Here is a 16,513-nt window from a genome sequence, read left to right on the forward strand (position 1 = left end):
CCAACAGGAACCTTCTATAAACTTAACCCTTAACTTTTTTCCTTCGCTCAGAATTGACTCATTTGAAATTCTTTACTATAATCTTGAATCTTTTGCTCTTAACTTTAGATCTTTGCTCCTTGCCTATAACTCTTGAGGCTTAACAGCTAATACTTAATGCTTTCTCTTAATTCTTAACTCTTTACTCTTTACTCTTTTACTCTTATCTCTTATCTGTTTGTCTTCAAACAACAGCCTCGCTTCCAGTCTCCCCTGTTCGCACCCGAACGACTTCTTTCAACGGACAGACAAAGATCTTCCCATCTCCCATATGTCCTGTCTGGTTTGCAGTAATAATCAAATCAACAACCTCTTGCACCTGATCATCTTGGACCACAATAGTAAGCAGGCGTTTAGGAATCCAATGAAATTGCGGCTCATCCGGATGCACCTGAGCTATTACGGAATTTAATTCTGGGTCCACTTCGGCTGCCCATCCTCCTATGCCGCCCTGTTTACCCCGGCCTTCAACACTTTGGATCGTGAGAGCAGGAAAACCGGCATCTTCAAAAACTTTCTTAGTGGCTGGAACTTGGTGCCGCCGTATAAACGTCATAATTTCTTTCATAAATTACAACCCCTTTGTTCCTTTACTCACGGTATAGGCTTCTTCCACTTCCGTCACAAAGATTTTCCCATCGCCCATAGTCCCTGTTTTCGCTGTTTCCAGGATAACGGAAATAGCCTCGTCTAGTTTGTCATCCTCGATAACCAGCAGCAGAAGCGTTTTGGGAAATTCATCGTAAACAACGTCACCAATTCTTATTCCCTTAGTTCTGCCGCGTCCGAAGACGTGCATTTTCGTTAGGGAAGGCATTCCTGCCTGGGCCAGGGACTCAGCAACCTCTTCCGTTTTATCCGGTCTCACAATAGCTCTAATCATTTTCATTAGAATCTACCTCCTTCAATATTTGGTATCCGGGATTTCTTAATATAAGTTCACTGGGGTCTAAGCAAAATACCAATGGCATCACCTCCCTAACCAATGTGACCGGATGAACCTTCAGAAAAAGACAAAGAGAGCCCTAATTCTTATCAATTAAGGGCTCTCTAAAACACTTTTCCGCTCCAAACCATTGCCTTGATTTGGTGCCCGGTTATTCAATTATCCAAACGCTCGAAAGCATTGCACTGTTCCTTAAATACTCTGTTACTCTATTACTCTATTGCCAATCGCTCTTTTACTCTTTACTATTTATTCCCTACTATTTATTCTTTACTCTTTTATTCTTATACCCTTTCACGTATTCCTTAATTCCTCTATACCTCTATTACTGTGTTACTCTATTCATCTAAATGACACTACAAACTATCACGTAAAATGCCACTCCGCACCGCTCATGGCCATAAAACTCATTCATCCTTAAAATCCACACTTGGTAAATTTTTTGAACTATACCCTCGCCGCATCAAAGATGCATAAATCCCAATCCCACTCGGGCATGTTCCAAAAGAGGATGTAAGGATGAGCGGCCGAAAATAGCGACGGCGATCCACTCTGTATCTGTTGTTATGCCAACTTTCAAGGCAAAACTGGCATTGCTGTTCGTATGAATAAAAATACTGTTGCTCGCCTCTAAAGTGGCATGGATCAGAGCATGAATCTTACGGCCTTCTTTTGGAATCACACCGGTGTTAAACGCTGCTGAAATCACTGAATTTGTCAGTTTACCCGTATGCTGCAGGGTCGTGACTGTTCCTCCAAGTTCCGTTACCCCACACCGAATATTCGCAGATTCCTGAAGAGTTCTCTTAAGCCTTTCTTCTTCCTCCCTTGTTTCAGTCATAGCCAATCGAATAGCGGAGCGTTCCAAGGAAGGCTTCGTTTTTTCTTTCACAAAACACTGCCCCCCTCCCGAAGAGAATAAATAAGAAAACGCAGAAAAAGCCGCCAGATATCTGAAGATATCTCGACGGCTTCATTGCCAATTTGTTATTTAATAATAGTTATACTACCTGAGAATCAGAGATTTGTCACAGTTCATATCCTCACGTTTTAGGCACCTACTTATGTTTATCGGCCATATAATTCATCAATCGTCTTATTCCACGGCTTTACTAGAATTTACGAATCACCTAAACAACTCTTCCTTCTAAGAAGCCCTTCTGAACCTCCGCTGCAGCAAACCGATCGTCTGGTCGAACTCTTCCATTTTCAAAAGCTTTGCCGCCACAGCAAAGACCAGAGCCCCAAGGACGGTGCCTGAAATCAGGACAATTAACGAAGAAATAGTTTTCACACCTAAAAAACGTGTAGCCCATTGATTCCAAACCCAAATAACAGCGGCCATAAGCAGGGAGGAAAGCAGAGTTTTCAAACCGGTTCCCAGCATATTTCTTCCATCCATTTTCCCTAATTTCTTGCGCAGCACATAAAACAACAAGAACATATTGACCACTGCCGAAACAGTATCCGCCAAGGCAAGTCCTCCGGCAGCAAGGGGGTGCACCAATAAAAACATACACAAGATATCAATAGCCATAGAAATAAGCCCCAACACAACCGGTGTCCAGGTATCCTGCAAGGCATAAAAGGCACGTGGCAAAATCTGAATTACAGACTGAGCCGAAATTCCTAAACAAAAATACAACAAAGGAACTGTTGTCCGCGCCGTATCCTCAGCAGTAAAATGCCCGTGTTGAAAGAGTGCTCGTATGAGAGGAAAACGCAGAACGATCATGCCCACAGAAACCGGAAGCGTAATAAAGACAACCATACGTATGGTACGGGAAATTGTTTCCCGCAGACTATCCCATTGTTTTAAAGCTGCCTGTTCCGTCATGGTTGGGAAAGAGGCCACAGCAATCGCTAAAGCAAAGATCCCAACAGGCATTTGGAAAAGACGGGATGAATACCAAATGGCAGAAATGCTCCCGGGAAAGAGGGTCGAACCAAAATTATTATTAACGGCGATTTGAATCTGATTTAAGGAATAACTCAAAATAATCGGCACGGCTAAGGCTGAAATCCTGCGCACACCAGGATGACGCCAGTCAATAATGGGATGGTAGCGTATCCCAACCTTGCGCAGGGCAGGAATTTGAATCGCAAAATTAACCAAAGCACCAACAACGACTCCCACAGCAAACCCGGAAATACTTTCAGGCTTCCCAGGATTCGCCAGAATCGTCCCAAAGAAAATAACACTGGCATTATATAAAACTGTGCCCAAGGCAGAAGGCCAAAAGATTTTGTAGGAATTCAAAACACCCATGGTCAAGCCGCTAAAGGCCATAAATAGGGGCTGCATCAGCAAAATCCGCGTTAAATGAGTAGTAAGAGCTATATCCTTCGCCTGAAATCCCGGGACCATAAGCTTCAAAAACTCAGGAGTAAAAAACAGTCCAAACAATACGAACAAACCAAGCGCCAGAAAAATGATATTCACAACTGAGCTGACGACACGCCAGCCTTCATCCTCGTTTCCTTGAGCAATGTATTCGGAGAAGACGGGAATAAAAGCAGCACTTAAAACCCCGCCTACTAATAACCAATAAAGTAAGTCTGGGAGAATAAACGCTGTGTTATAGGCATCCGTAACTCGACTTTGCCCAAAAAATCCCGCAATTAACGTTTCCCGCAAAAAACCCAGCAAGCGCGAAGCCATTTGAGCAGCCATTAAAAACCCGGCTGCTTTTAAAAGTGTACGATTAGTTGATGACATCTACGTTAACCTCTTCTCCCCATCATCCGAGTCTACCTTCCGCATTATAGCATTTTTTGCGAGGCGATAAAAGCGAAAAGACTCGCTGCCAACCCCCTATCGTTTAAGATAGTCTGCCAAAACATCTGCGACATCTTCAGCCGCTCTATTGGCTTCCTCTAATGTATTCATTTGGCTTCCGAATTCCAGTAATATTCCCCCATTGGAAAGATGTTGATTGTACCGCGCATCATCAGCATAGCTGATAGAATCCAGGAAAAGACCGGGATATTTCTTATTCCCTAAAGCAATCAGTTGCTTAGCTAAAGCATCATTGATTTGCCAATGGGGATTTTTCTTTCCGATAACAATCAGTACCGGGGAGACCTCTTTCCCGTTGACCGTGGCAGTCTCCTTGGCCACCCCCGGCGGAAATCCATCTCGATGAAGGTCTATCAAGATTCGAATCGTTGGATATTCCTTGAGCAGGTTAGTCGCCGTATTGACTGAACGCGAGTAAGCAGTCATAAAATTTTCCGCATCATGAATTGTCAATGAATGAACCGCTCCGATACCGTGTTGTGCCAAGGCACTTTTTAAGGTTTCGCCTACCGTCACCACATCACCGTTTTCTCCCTGCCTGCGGTCCGGGCCTCCGTCTCCGGAATAGCATTCACTATTGTGAGTATTATAAATTCCTACTAAAACTTGTTGAGAACCGGATACACCCGCCGGAGGGGAAGCTGCCGTATTTTCCTGCACCGGAGGAGAACTTTCTATGGGTTCAAGAATTGGTCCTTCAAATTCAGGGTCTCTCGGATTATAAGCCCAGCCTAACCAGGTAGGCCCTTCAGGCGGAGGAGAAAAAAAACTCAGAAAAAACGTCCGCGGGTCTGCGACATTAACACCGGTTAACAAATACATCCCGGTAGCCGCACTCTGGCTTCTCACCTCTTCTAAACGGGCTCGTTCCGGTTGAGAATAACCTGGAATTCCTTCAAGCAGAATTGCCTCAAAAGGAAACGACTGTTGAGCTAAAAAGCGGACGAATTGCACCGAACTCTCATTTTTAATAGAATAAATAAAGCTGGCCAGAACAAGGCAGCTTACAAGACCAAAAAGCAGTCCCTTCGCCCATTCCTTTAATCTCAAGATTCTTATTTTTTGATGATGATAATAATGTTCCCGCAACAAAGGACTTGTCCCCCTTTCTCCTATTGAAGAAGTATGAGAGACAAGTCCTTAGTAGAACTAAAAATTTATCTTTCCATAAGTTTCATTCTGTTGATGTCCTCTAAGTTTAGCGGAGTTTTGTGGGGACAAAACTATCAACAATTCCAATCACCAGAGAAGCCAGCAAGGCACCGATAATGGAAACTGAAATGGACCCCGGAACAATAAATTGGCTCAGATAGATAACTACGGCTGCAGTGATAAACCCAATCGAACCTCGCCCCATGCGTGAAACCTTATTGCCAAAGGCCAGCTCCACAAGATATCCTAAAACCGCAATGACGACTGCCGCAATTAGAGCGCCTGTAAAACCGGCGACTCGCAAACCTGGAACTATATAGCTGACTAACAACAAAACCAAAGCAGATACGATAAACCTTACGATCATACCTATCATTGAAAGATCCCTCCCATTCTTTTCTCGCTAGTTTTTAAAACAATCCTAACTCAAAAGTAGTTTTGACAAAAAAGAAGAAATTTATTTATAGCATTTTAATTTCAATTTATCTTGATAATTAGATGTCAAAATGTTAAAATGTAGTTTGTGTACAACTGAGGATATCGCAACCAAAGGGGGTGACTATTAGTGCCAAACATTAAATCTGCCATCAAAAGAGTCGAGTTAGGAAAAGCTCGCATGCTTAAGAATGCTGCTGCAAAATCTACTTTACGCACAACCATTCGACGTTTTGAAGAAGCAATCAGCACAGATTCTGAGACTGCAGCACTCGCTTTGAAAAAGGCTACTCGTGCTTTGGATAAAGCCTCCTCTAAGGGTTTAATTCATAAGAACCTAGCAGCTCGCAAAAAGTCCCGTCTGACCAAGAGATTCCATAACCACTTTTCGAAAGTAAGCTAAGAGTGCATGAACCGCTAGTCATACTTATGCGCTGATACTCAAGCGGAATGCCTTATAATCTTACGATGACACAAAAAGAGAGCGACGATCAAGCGTCGTTCTCTTTTTGTTTTCATTTTGCTTGGTTTCATATTTCTTGTTTTCATTTTGCTTCTGCCTATAATCCAAGCGCAATTCAGTTCAACTTTTCAACCATCGCAATGAACTCTTCTATGCTTGTGGTAACTTCCTGCTCAGCAGTGACTTGTTCCTTTACTTATTATTTCATTCATTAACTTTTGAATTTTAAAAACCGTACCCTTGGACTACTTCATGGGAACGTTTCCTATAACTCAAAGACTTTTTACTCGCAAAATTTTACGATCATGATTTCCAGCAAAAGATCCGGATCTCCGCCGCTTGTCTTAAGTGCTAGGTCTGTCCTCAAACATTCTTGCAGCCCTCGGGTTAACTTTTCCGTCGATAGATGGAGAGATTGCTGCCATAATTTCTGAGCTTCAAAGGGCGAAATTCCCAAAGCTGAGGGCGCCTCTGAAACGTTTCTGCCTCGTTCCCGCAGAGCATTACACCCTAAGAGCAGACGTACTTGACGAATCAGCAAAGTTAGCACCTTAAGGGGATGCTCTTTGCGCAGCACTTCATGCAAGGAGGTCACTGCATCTTTTGCGGAGCGCTTTGCCACAGCATCAAGAAGTTGAAAGACACTCGCTTCAACTGTTTGGGTGGTAACTGCTTTAAAGTCTTCTTCCGTAATGGTCTTCCGGTCCCCCGTATAAATCACAAGTTTATTTAACTCCTGGCTTAGGACACCGGTATTATGGCCTGCCCATTCGATAAATTGAGCCATAGCCTGACGACTCATTGTTTTTCCGCGATGTTTTACTTCCTCCTGAAGCCATTCAATCCATTCCTGCGGTCGTTTGGGGGAGCGGAACTCCAAAATTTCTCCGGCTCGGTCAAGAGCTTTATAAAACTTTCTTCCTTTATGCACATTTTCCGCCAAAAATAAAAGACAAGTAGAAGGATTAGGGTTAGCGAGATATTCCAAGAAAGGATCGAGATCAGCGGTTTGTCCGTCTTGAAAATAAGTAACCTCTTCAACCACCACTAAACGATTGGCAAAAAAGGACATAGAATTAGCTAATTCGCAGATATCGGCAGGAGATACATTCTTAGCAGAAACACGCTCGATCCCGCTTCCCGAAGGATCCGTCTGAAGATAAAAGGACTTAAGGACACTATAGGCTTCTTGAATGAAAAAACGGTCTTCTCCATACCATAAATAAACGGGTGGAATTTTACCCTTTGCTGTACTCCCCTTAACTATTTCGATTTCTTTCATCAAATCCACCCCCCTTTGCTCATTTTAATGGAGGCCTCAGAAAAAAGCCAGATTTAACTCCTCAGACTTCTAAAAAATAAAAAGCCCTCCACGACTCATGATCGTGAAGGGGCAAAAGAAAGAGGAGGAGAAAAGAGATGTTCCTTGTTATTCTTACCCAATATTTCCTTTTTATACATATACCTGCAGCTTTATGAAAAATATTTAAAGTAATCCCTTATCTACCGGCAGCGACTTCGATCCCTCCGTCTTGCAAAATGACTCGCAGGGTGCCCTGTTCATCTGTGCGATATACCGGAACATGCCGCTCTTCCCAATAACCTATGATCTCAGGAGCCGGATGCCCAAATGTATTTTTACCCACAGATATAAGAACTGCTTGCGGATGGATTCCATCGAGCCAAGGCCTGTCAAGAGAAAACCGGCTTCCATGATGAGGTTCCTTAAAAACATCTGTTTCTAAATCACACCCCGTACCAGCGATTTCCTCCATCTCTTCTTGCTCCATATCTCCGGTTAAAAATACGTTGTGTCCAGAATAGCTTAACTTCATGACTAAAGAATTGTTGTTGGGATCCGAATGAGTGTTAGAGAGAACATATTGGGGACCTAAAACTTCCAAAAATGCCCCAGAGTCTAATTCAATGCGATCCCCGGTTTGCAAAGCCTTCAATTCTTCCGGATGGTCAGCCAAACCCAGAGGAAGTCCTGCTCCCCATTCTTCATTGCCTAAACGCTTTTCTACCTTCGGTATGCCAACCCAATCCGTAGGAATCGCCTTTAATACGGCTCGAATTCCTCCGATATGATCCTGATGTTCATGGGTAATCAAAACGGCATCCAAGTGGCCGATTCCCGTTTGCAGCAAATACGGCAGTACAATCCGCTCTCCGGCATCAAAGCGCTCATTGCGTGGACCGGCATCAATCAAGAGCGCATGGTTTTCCGGGGTCCGAATTAAAATAGCATCCCCCTGCCCCACGTCAATCAGATCTACTTCCAAGTCTCTGGCAGAATTCCAAGGACTCCAAAGCAAAACAATGAGCAGCAGAACAACACCTATAGGCCGGTAATGACGATAATGATTAGCTATACCGCCCCCGGCAGCCCTTTCAACTTCTTCAGTGGAAATCATGAATGGTTGGCTGATTTTTGCCAAGAATGGCTTTGGCAAAAGTGTTTCCAATTTTCGCCGTAAAGAGCGCAAGCCGACCTTGAGACTGAAAAACAGGCGCTCCTTTCCCCAAAGGATTACACCAATTCCTCCGAACCAAACCAGACCAAAGAATGGTCCCGGGTTAATAATCCAAACATCAGCCCATGGCACACCGGCCAACACTTCTAATATCTTATTCGCTCCAGCCAGCAGCCAAAGACTGACCTGAAAAAATGGAGCACACAACCACCAAGAAAAGGCCAGGATTACTCCAAGCAAACCTATTTCAAGCACGCTTCCTAAAATAAAAAGAATCAGCACATTAGCGAGCAAACCGATTAGGGACAGGCGATGAAAAGCTGTTATAAGAAGAGGCAGCGTAGCCGCTTGGGCTGCAACAGTGCTTGCTAAAGCTGATCGAAACGGAGCAGGAACTCGTTGAATCCCTGTCGTCTTCAATAACCTAGGGACTAGGACAAGCATCCCCCAGGCTGCACAGAATGAAAGCTGAAAACCGATATCCCGAAGGATCAAAGGATTTAAAATAAACAGTCCTACTCCGGCAAAAAACAGCCACCGCAAAGCAGCTACCCTTCCCCGGCCGAAGCGACCGATTAGAACGGCAACCCCTAAGACAGTGGCTCGGACAATCGGAGCATTTCCCCCGCATAAAACGGCATAGAGAATCAGGACCAGAATCGCTCCCGTAATCCGCAGCTGCTTCGGCAGCGGACGCAAAATCATCCAAACTAACCCCAGGACAAAGGCAACATTGGATCCTGAGGCAGCAAAAACATGAAGAACACCGGTTACCTTATAGCGCTCTTGGATTTCCGCCGGAATATGACTGGAATCACCAAAAAAAATCCCTTCCAGAACTCCTGTTTCCTGAGGATCCCATGCTTCTAAACGCGTATGAACTTTCCGTCGTATTTTCCACGATAAGCCAGGCTCCCCCGCCCGAACCAGTTCCACATCTCCTGCAGCCGTTAAAGTTCCGCTCAGTCCCCTAACCGCATTGTACAAACGCAAGTCGAAAGCCCCTGGCGTACCCAACGGCTTAGGCCTCTCCAGACGTGCCTGAAAATGAAGCTGATCTCCCGGCTGGACCCCTTTCCATTGACTGGGGACCTCCCCTAATTTATCGGAATAGACTACTAAGCGATAGGTTTGACCCGGCAAATCTTTTTCTTGATCAGCTTTGTCGGAAGGTGATTTCTTCGTTGACATCCAATCTTCGTTGATTTTTCCTAATGTTACTTCGCCGTCTTCCAAGCCGACTTCTTCAATAAAAATTGTCCCGACAGTCTTATCTGGTCCGATATTCCAATCCTTGAGAGTGCCCGTAATTTCCACTTTATTTAAAGCGAGCGGCTCTAAAAGCGTTCTCTCAGCCAAAGATCCGTAGATAAAGCCCAGCAAAAGGCTAACGCCCAAAAGCAAAATCTCCGGGCGATAAACTTTGCCAAAAAAATCACGCGGCTGCCAATACAAGAGCCGCACCCCTAATAAACAAAAAAAGCCCAAGAGCCAAAAGCGAAACGGTGCTGCTGTCAACGCTCCGCAAAGCCCTCCGCTTAACAAGGCAGCTGAGCGTAATACCCAAGGATCCCTCATGGGCCTACCGTTACTTGAGAAGCCATTTTTTCATAGGTCTTTGCCCCTATCCCCGAAACATTTTGCAGATCTTCAGGCTGGGAAAAGGGACCATGATCCGTGCGGTACTGAACAATTCTCCCAGCCAGGGCAGGCCCTACACCTGGCAGCTTGTCCAGCTCGGCAGCCCCGGCAGTATTGATATTGATTTTTCCCCCGTCAGATGTCGAACTTACTCTTCCCGCACCGGCCCCCCCAGCATTCAGCGAACTATTAGGGGAAACCGCACCCGCTCCATTTGTTGCAGCAACACTACTCCCCCCGCTCCCGCTGCTTCCGCCAACTCCAACTTGGGAATTCCCAGCACCACCCGATCCCAATATAGAAAGATTCTTATAGGGTACCGTGATCTTCTGCCCATCTTTGAGTTTTTCCGCCGGATTCATACTTTCCAGGTTTGCCTCCGGCAAAAGCTTAACCTGTTTCAAAGCATCATCCAAACGGGCATCCGGGGCTAAATGAACAAGTCCCGGGGCTTCAACAGCACCGGCAACGTACACCACAATCTCGCGGCTTGCGGCAGTTTTTTGCAAATAGGCATTCGAACCATGGGGCAAAAAGAGCCTCCATATGGCGAAAACCACCAACAAAAAAAGGACAAACCACCAGACCTTGCGAAGTTTATGCTCCATGCGCGAAGCCCCCATCCTTGTTCATCTTTAGGCGTTTTCTCTGCATTTTTGTAAGGTCAAAATTCCCTATATTTATGCTTCATTCCTTTGTCGTTTGCAAAGGAAATAAATTTAATAGATAATTTTAATACCAATTTACAACTTAAAACTATCATATTTTTGATTTCGTTTAATTCCTTCTTTTTCCTGCTGCAAAGTATTTCTAATCCTGTCGGAAAAATAATTTTAGAAAGGTTAAATTATTCATGAAGCTGCCAAATCCAATTTGTTTGAGGATTTAAATATTGAATTAAGTGACTTACTTGATTGAAATAGTTAGAGACAAAGTTTTTTAAGGACCATTTGCTTAAATAGCAATTGGCCCTTTTTCGTTGACCTCGAACCGGCCTCCTCAAACCAATCGCTCTTACGTCCAGTTACTCTGTGTCTTATCCAACCGGACAATGGCTCACGCAAGTGCTCCATTACAATAAACTCGCCGCCCTCGTTGCCAGATCGCTCCTCTCCCCATGAACCAACCGCACCTGCCCATAAAACGGCTGCCCCTTAAGTCTCGCAGCAATATAGGCTAACCCATTACTTTCTCTATCCAAATAGGGATGATCAATTTGATCCGTATCCCCGCAAAGGACAATCTTAGTTCCCTCACCGGCACGAGTTACAATCGTCTTAACCTCATGAGCTGTCAGATTCTGAGCCTCGTCAATAATTAAAAACTGATTAGGAATACTGCGTCCCCGAATGTATGTGAGCACTTCGATTTCCAGTTGTTTTTTCTTAATCAACAGATCAATAGCGCTCTCCACAATAGACTCACCGCTTCTCTCCCGCTCTTTATCTTTCTTTGACCTCAGCAAAAATTCCAGATTATCATAAATTGGCTGCATATACGGACGTACCTTTTGTTCCTTTTCCCCGGGGAGAAAGCCAATGTCCTTGCCAAAAGGAATAATCGGACGTGCGCAAAGCATCCTAAGATATTTGTCCCCATGAACCGTCTGTTCCAGACCGCTGGCTAAAGCAAGAAGTGTTTTTCCTGTACCGGCCGGTCCCATCAGATTTACCAACTTTATCTCCGTACTGTGAAGCATCTCTAAAGCCCAAGCTTGCTCAATATTTTTCGGACGAATATCCCAAGAAGCCCTGCCCTGCCCCATACAATAAATTATCCTTTTCCCATCCGGTGACGAAACCAGAGGCAAGACACACTGATCACTTAAAACCGTTTTGATGCAGCTGTTGGAGGGCAACGTTTCATGCCACAAAATAGAGTTATTTCGATAAAGCTCATCAATCTGCTCGTCTTCAAGTGATATTCTCAAAACCTCATCCGTAATCTGGGGCATAACAACCTTGTCGTTATAGTAATCCTCCGTCAAAATCCCCAAAGCATCTGCTTTAACACGCATGGCAATATCTTTCGTGACCAATATCACACTTCGCTCTTCCTCACGGGCAAGGCTTAACGAAACTGCCAGAATCCGATTGTCTGCCAAACTAAGGTCCGAATTAATCGGGAGAATCTCCCTCGAGTAATGATTAAGTTCAATCCTGATTTTCCCCCCGCCAGGTAAAGAAACTCCTTGAGAAAGCCGCCCGGCGTTCCGCAAACGATCAAGATTCCGAATCGCCTCCCGAGCCGCTCGCCCTACATTGTCCTCGCGACGTTTTTTACCCTCTACTTCCTCTAAAACAACAAAAGGAATAATAACCTCATTATCCTGGAATTGAAAAATTGCCCTTGAGTCATGCAACAAAACACTGGAGTCAAGCACATAGACTTTTTGCAAACTAACACATCCTTTTTTGCCGCTCTCCTTATAGTCTATTCCATAAGTTTCCAAATATCTTCCGGGTTGATTACCTATGTTGAACCAGTCTCATTTATTATCTATATTCCAAAATGAACTAACCATGACCATGCTGCAAATACCCAATAAAAAAAGCCATGCTATTAAAGCATGACCTTCATTCCAGAATCAGAATAAGTTCCGAGTACAACCTAAGTCTCACCTTTGGATTCCTAGTAAGTCTTCTGTTCTTTCACTCATATATTTATAAGAGTCATAAATACCCTGATTATAGACAACCGGTGCTAATTTCTCCATAAAAAAATCGAGAACTAAATAAGCTGCCAGATCCCCTAAATCCTCATCTCTCTCTTTCGAGAAAAATGCTTTAATCTCGGCTATCATCACTTCTCTCGACTCTTTGTTCACTTCGATTTTACTCGACATTATGAGCCCCTCCTTATTAGACCAGACTAGAAAAACCACTGAACTAAAGAGACCCATCCCTTCATCGGCACTTATAAGAAAAAACGTGTCAAAAGGACCGTCCCCCTAACACACTCACCCAAGCAACCTCACAAAGCAGACGCCGCACATTTATGTACCGTCACCCCAAATTGCTTCCGACATACTCCGTCAAAACTACAACACCCGGCAAATCAGTGCGACAAGAGAACCGTCCCTCTATCTGACACCCTGAGAAAAAGTGTGTCAGAAGGACCGTCCCCCTGACACACTCACCCGCGCAGCCTCACGAAGCAGACGCCGCACATTTATGTGCCGTCACCCCAAATTGCTTCCGACATACTCCGTCAAAACTACAACCCCCGGCAAATCAGTGCGACAAGAGAACTGTCCCTCTATCTGACACCCTGAGAAAAAGTGTGTCAGAAGGACCGTCCCCTTGAACACTCACCCAAGCAACCTCACGAGCAGACGGTGCACATTTATGTGCCGTCGCCCGAAAACTGCTTAAGACAATACCTTAACTTAAAACATTACAATAAATCGACCTTAAAGCATGCCTAAATCGCTTTTAACTCTCGCTTACTCCGTCCCCCAGACCCGTGAGCAGGGGACGAAGTGTCAGGCAGCGCGAGGTCTTTACGTAAGCAGCCCAGCAAACTCCGTGAAAGCGACCGACCCCAGATGCGGGGCGGCGCATAGGACGTGCGCCGCCGCCATAGCGCCATGGATGGCGCTTATGGCACGATAATCTCCAGTGGAGATTATCGCCGTAGGCGGGTTCTTCAAAGAATACTGTCGCCGAAGGATGAACCCCGCTCCCCAAAGCCAGTCGCTTGAACGGCTAGTTTGCTCTGCGTCGTAGGCACCGAGCAAGGCCTGACACGAGTCCCCCCACGAGTCCCCCCTATTTGACGACTATATTCACCAATTTCCCAGGAACCGTGATCACCTTAACAATCGTTTTCCCCTGGGTCCATTCCAGCACTTTCGGCTGAGAAACAACAATCTTCTCCAACTCAGCGGCAGATATCTCGGCAGGAACTTGAATCCGATCCCGAACCTTCCCATTCACCTGCAGAACAACCGTCACTTCATCCTGAACAAGGGCCGTTTCATCCACGGTAGGCCAAGAATGTTCATGGATACTATCAGCATGGCCGATACCTTGCCAAAGCTCTTCTGTAATATGAGGTGCAAAGGGTGCCAGGAGAAGGAGAATCCCTTCTATAGCCTCTTTGCCCACGAAAGCATTAGCCGTTGGCTGCTCTTTATATAGGTACAGAGCATTAACCCACTCCATAATCGTGCTGATGGCCGTGTTAAAGTTATAGCGGGTGCCCACATCCATGGTTACTCTCTGGATAGCCAAGTGAGATTGGCGGCGCATTTCTTTGCCTGCCGAATCCAGATTCGCCCATTCTTTTTCCAGCTCTGCACCGGAGGGAGCGTTCCCTATTCCCTTAATAATTGGCTCATATTGAGCAACTAAGCGCCATATACGATTGAGGAAGCGATAGCATCCTTCAACCCCTTGATCACTCCATTCCAAATCTCTTTCCGGCGGTGCGGCAAAGAGGATAAACAACCTGGCCGTATCAGCGCCATATTTTCCGATAATCGCCTCCGGACTCACGATATTGCCCTTCGATTTTGACATCTTGGAACCATCCATACAGACCATTCCTTGAGTCAATAAGTTTTGGAAGGGCTCCTTCGCAGTCAGATAGCCAAAATCCCGCAAGCCTTTCGTAAAGAAGCGAGCGTACAAAAGGTGGAGGATGGCATGTTCTACTCCGCCTACATATTGATCAACATTCATCCACTGATCCACAGTAGCTTTTGTAAAAGGGGCTTCCGTATTGCGGGGATCGGTATATCTCAGGAAATACCACGAAGAACAGGCAAAGGTATCCATGGTATCTGTTTCACGGCGGGCAGCTCCGCCGCACTTCGGACAGGTTGTTTCCAGAAAGGACCGTGAGGTCGCCAAAGGATTTTCTCCCGTTTTAAACACAACATCTTCAGGGAGCATCACCGGCAGCTGCTCTTCGGGAACAGGAACCGTACCGCAGGTTTCACAATAAACCATAGGAATGGGCGCTCCCCAATAGCGTTGACGGGAGATAAGCCAGTCACGCAACCGGAAATTAACCTTGCGCTGTCCAACACCGAGGCGCTCTACCTCGTCCGCAATCTTATCCCAGCCTTTATCGCTGTTCAGACCATCAAAGGAACCGGAATTAACCATGATACCATCGTCAGTATAGGCAGCTTCAAGAGGTTTATCCTTCTCCCCGGGCTCGCTGCCAGAAGGTACAATCACCGTTTGAATTGGTAATTGATACTTTGTGGCAAATTCAAAGTCACGTTCGTCATGAGCAGGCACCCCCATCACTGCTCCGGTGCCATATTCCAAAAGAACGTAATTGGCCACCCAAATCGGCAGTTTCTTCCCGCTGAGAGGATTAAGGCAATAAGCCCCAATAAATAATCCTTCTTTTTCAGCTTCTGTGGAAGTACGGGCGATTTCATTCAGTCCATTCATCTTCTCAATGAAGGACATAACGTCTGCTTCATACTTTGTTCCCTTTACCAATTCAAGCACCAAAGGATGTTCCGGCGCTAAGACAACATAGCTTACTCCGAAAAGAGTATCAACCCGAGTGGTATAAACGGAGAATTTTTCGGGCCGGTCTTCTAAAGCAAATTGAACTTCCACCCCTTCGGAACGTCCAATCCAATTGCGCTGCATTGTTTTTACCTTCTCAGGCCAACCGGGCAGGTCATCCAAGTCTCGAAGCAAGATCTCGGCATAATCCGTAATCTTGAAAAACCACTGTTCAAGGTTCTTCTTAGTCACAAGAGTATCACACCGTTCACAGGCCCCTTCAACCACTTGTTCATTGGCTAAAACAGTGGAACAAGACGGACACCAATTAACAGCAGCCTTTTTCTTATACACCAATCCATGCTTATAAAATTCCAGAAACATCCACTGAGTCCATTTATAATAACCCGGATGGCAGGTAGCGACTTCTCTATCCCAATCATAGGAAAGACCCATCCCTTTAAGCTGGCGCTGCATGTTGGCAATATTTTTCCAAGTCCAATCGGCCGGCGGTGTCTGGTGTTTAATCGCTGCATTTTCAGCCGGCAAGCCAAAAGAATCCCAACCGATGGGATGGAGAACATTAAATCCCTGCATCCGCTTAAAACGTGCTATCACATCGACGATGGAATAGTTCCGCACATGCCCCATGTGCAAATCCCCTGAGGGATAAGGAAACATCGCTAAGGCATAGTACTTTGGCTTTTGAGAACTTTCTTCAGTCTTATACGCTTTTTCCTCTAACCATTTTTTCTGCCACTTTGGTTCAACGTCCGTAAACAAATATTTCTTTTGCACTTAACCTTCCCCCTTATCGTAAAGCAAAAACTCAATCAGCAAATGGGCGATTTTCCTTCGCTTTCAAGCCTGTTTATAAAGAAAACTTGGCTGGCGCTGAGCCTCCGGCGAAAGCGACTGCCTAGTTGCACTTATGCTAGAAGACGAAGACACTGTCTTCGCACGAATTAGCTCTTCTTGCAGTATACAACCGAAGGTTATACTTTCTGATAGTGGCAAAAATCCTCTCGTCCCAAGGGACGAGAGGCCTGCTCCCGTGATACCACCCAATTTTCCAAATTCACTCGT

The 16,513-nt window shown here is 45.3% G+C and carries 14 protein-coding genes and 1 other annotated feature (1 of these 15 running past the window's edge); of the genes, 1 reads left to right on the forward strand and 13 read right to left on the reverse strand.

The genetic code is table 11. From position 1 onward, the window contains the following. Positions 1–223 precede the first annotated feature (223 nt). From DESACI_RS19260 to DESACI_RS19285, 6 genes are all read right to left on the reverse strand, one after another. Positions 224–607, reverse strand: coding sequence for a P-II family nitrogen regulator (locus DESACI_RS19260; RefSeq protein ID WP_014828888.1), 384 nt, complete (start codon positions 605–607; stop codon positions 224–226). Between the two features lie 3 nt (positions 608–610). Beyond that, the gene (locus DESACI_RS19265) at positions 611–928 is read right to left on the reverse strand and encodes a P-II family nitrogen regulator (RefSeq protein WP_014828889.1); all 318 of its coding nucleotides are present in this window, start codon (positions 926–928) and stop codon (positions 611–613) included. Positions 929–1,448: 520 nt separating this feature from the next. Further along, positions 1,449–1,877 carry a HutP family protein gene (locus DESACI_RS19270; protein WP_014828890.1) on the reverse strand — a complete coding sequence of 143 codons (429 nt, stop codon included), beginning with the start codon at positions 1,875–1,877 and terminating at the stop codon, positions 1,449–1,451. A gap of 255 nt (positions 1,878–2,132) precedes the next feature. Further along, the gene (gene murJ / locus DESACI_RS19275; protein ID WP_014828891.1) at positions 2,133–3,704 is read right to left on the reverse strand and encodes a murein biosynthesis integral membrane protein MurJ; all 1,572 of its coding nucleotides are present in this window, start codon (positions 3,702–3,704) and stop codon (positions 2,133–2,135) included. A gap of 96 nt (positions 3,705–3,800) precedes the next feature. Beyond that, positions 3,801–4,877, reverse strand: a complete 1,077-nt coding sequence (spoIIP, locus tag DESACI_RS19280) for a stage II sporulation protein P (protein ID WP_014828892.1) — start codon at positions 4,875–4,877, stop codon at positions 3,801–3,803. A 106-nt stretch (positions 4,878–4,983) separates the two neighbouring features. Continuing rightward, positions 4,984–5,313, reverse strand: a complete 330-nt coding sequence (locus tag DESACI_RS19285; RefSeq protein WP_014828893.1) for a phage holin family protein — start codon at positions 5,311–5,313, stop codon at positions 4,984–4,986. A 189-nt stretch (positions 5,314–5,502) separates the two neighbouring features. Here DESACI_RS19285 and rpsT point away from each other — a divergent pair, with 189 nt between their 5' ends. Next, entirely contained in the window at positions 5,503–5,775 is a 273-nt protein-coding gene (gene rpsT / locus DESACI_RS19290; protein WP_014828894.1) for a 30S ribosomal protein S20, read from the forward strand. A gap of 343 nt (positions 5,776–6,118) precedes the next feature. On the opposite strand, the gene holA is transcribed toward rpsT, so the two are convergent. The 7 genes from holA to leuS all read right to left on the reverse strand — a co-directional run bounded on the left by holA (position 6,119) and on the right by leuS (position 16,225). Continuing rightward, the gene (holA, locus tag DESACI_RS19295) at positions 6,119–7,117 is read right to left on the reverse strand and encodes a DNA polymerase III subunit delta (protein ID WP_014828895.1); all 999 of its coding nucleotides are present in this window, start codon (positions 7,115–7,117) and stop codon (positions 6,119–6,121) included. 217 nt (positions 7,118–7,334) lie between these two features. Then, a complete protein-coding gene (locus DESACI_RS19300) occupies positions 7,335–9,890 on the reverse strand; it encodes a ComEC/Rec2 family competence protein (protein WP_014828896.1) in 2,556 nt (851 codons plus the stop codon). After that, positions 9,887–10,561 carry a ComEA family DNA-binding protein gene (locus DESACI_RS19305; protein ID WP_014828897.1) on the reverse strand — a complete coding sequence of 225 codons (675 nt, stop codon included), beginning with the start codon at positions 10,559–10,561 and terminating at the stop codon, positions 9,887–9,889. Before DESACI_RS19305 ends, DESACI_RS19300 begins: the two co-directional genes overlap by 4 nt. Before the next feature lie 464 nt (positions 10,562–11,025). Continuing rightward, positions 11,026–12,351 carry a PhoH family protein gene (locus DESACI_RS19310; protein ID WP_041276643.1) on the reverse strand — a complete coding sequence of 442 codons (1,326 nt, stop codon included), beginning with the start codon at positions 12,349–12,351 and terminating at the stop codon, positions 11,026–11,028. 219 nt (positions 12,352–12,570) lie between these two features. Further along, positions 12,571–12,798, reverse strand: a complete 228-nt coding sequence (locus tag DESACI_RS19315; protein WP_014828899.1) for a DUF2164 domain-containing protein — start codon at positions 12,796–12,798, stop codon at positions 12,571–12,573. A 589-nt stretch (positions 12,799–13,387) separates the two neighbouring features. Further along, positions 13,388–13,642 (reverse strand): hypothetical protein, encoded by a 255-nt coding sequence (locus DESACI_RS19320; RefSeq protein WP_148271337.1) that lies wholly within the window; start codon positions 13,640–13,642, stop codon positions 13,388–13,390. Positions 13,643–13,723: 81 nt separating this feature from the next. Further along, positions 13,724–16,225 (reverse strand): leucine--tRNA ligase, encoded by a 2,502-nt coding sequence (leuS, locus tag DESACI_RS19325; RefSeq protein ID WP_014828900.1) that lies wholly within the window; start codon positions 16,223–16,225, stop codon positions 13,724–13,726. 232 nt (positions 16,226–16,457) lie between these two features. Continuing rightward, positions 16,458–16,513: a binding site (T-box leader), on the reverse strand (it continues 144 nt past the right edge of the window).

It is taken from the genome of Desulfosporosinus acidiphilus SJ4, assembly GCF_000255115.2.
GTDB lineage: Bacteria > Bacillota > Desulfitobacteriia > Desulfitobacteriales > Desulfitobacteriaceae > Desulfosporosinus > Desulfosporosinus acidiphilus.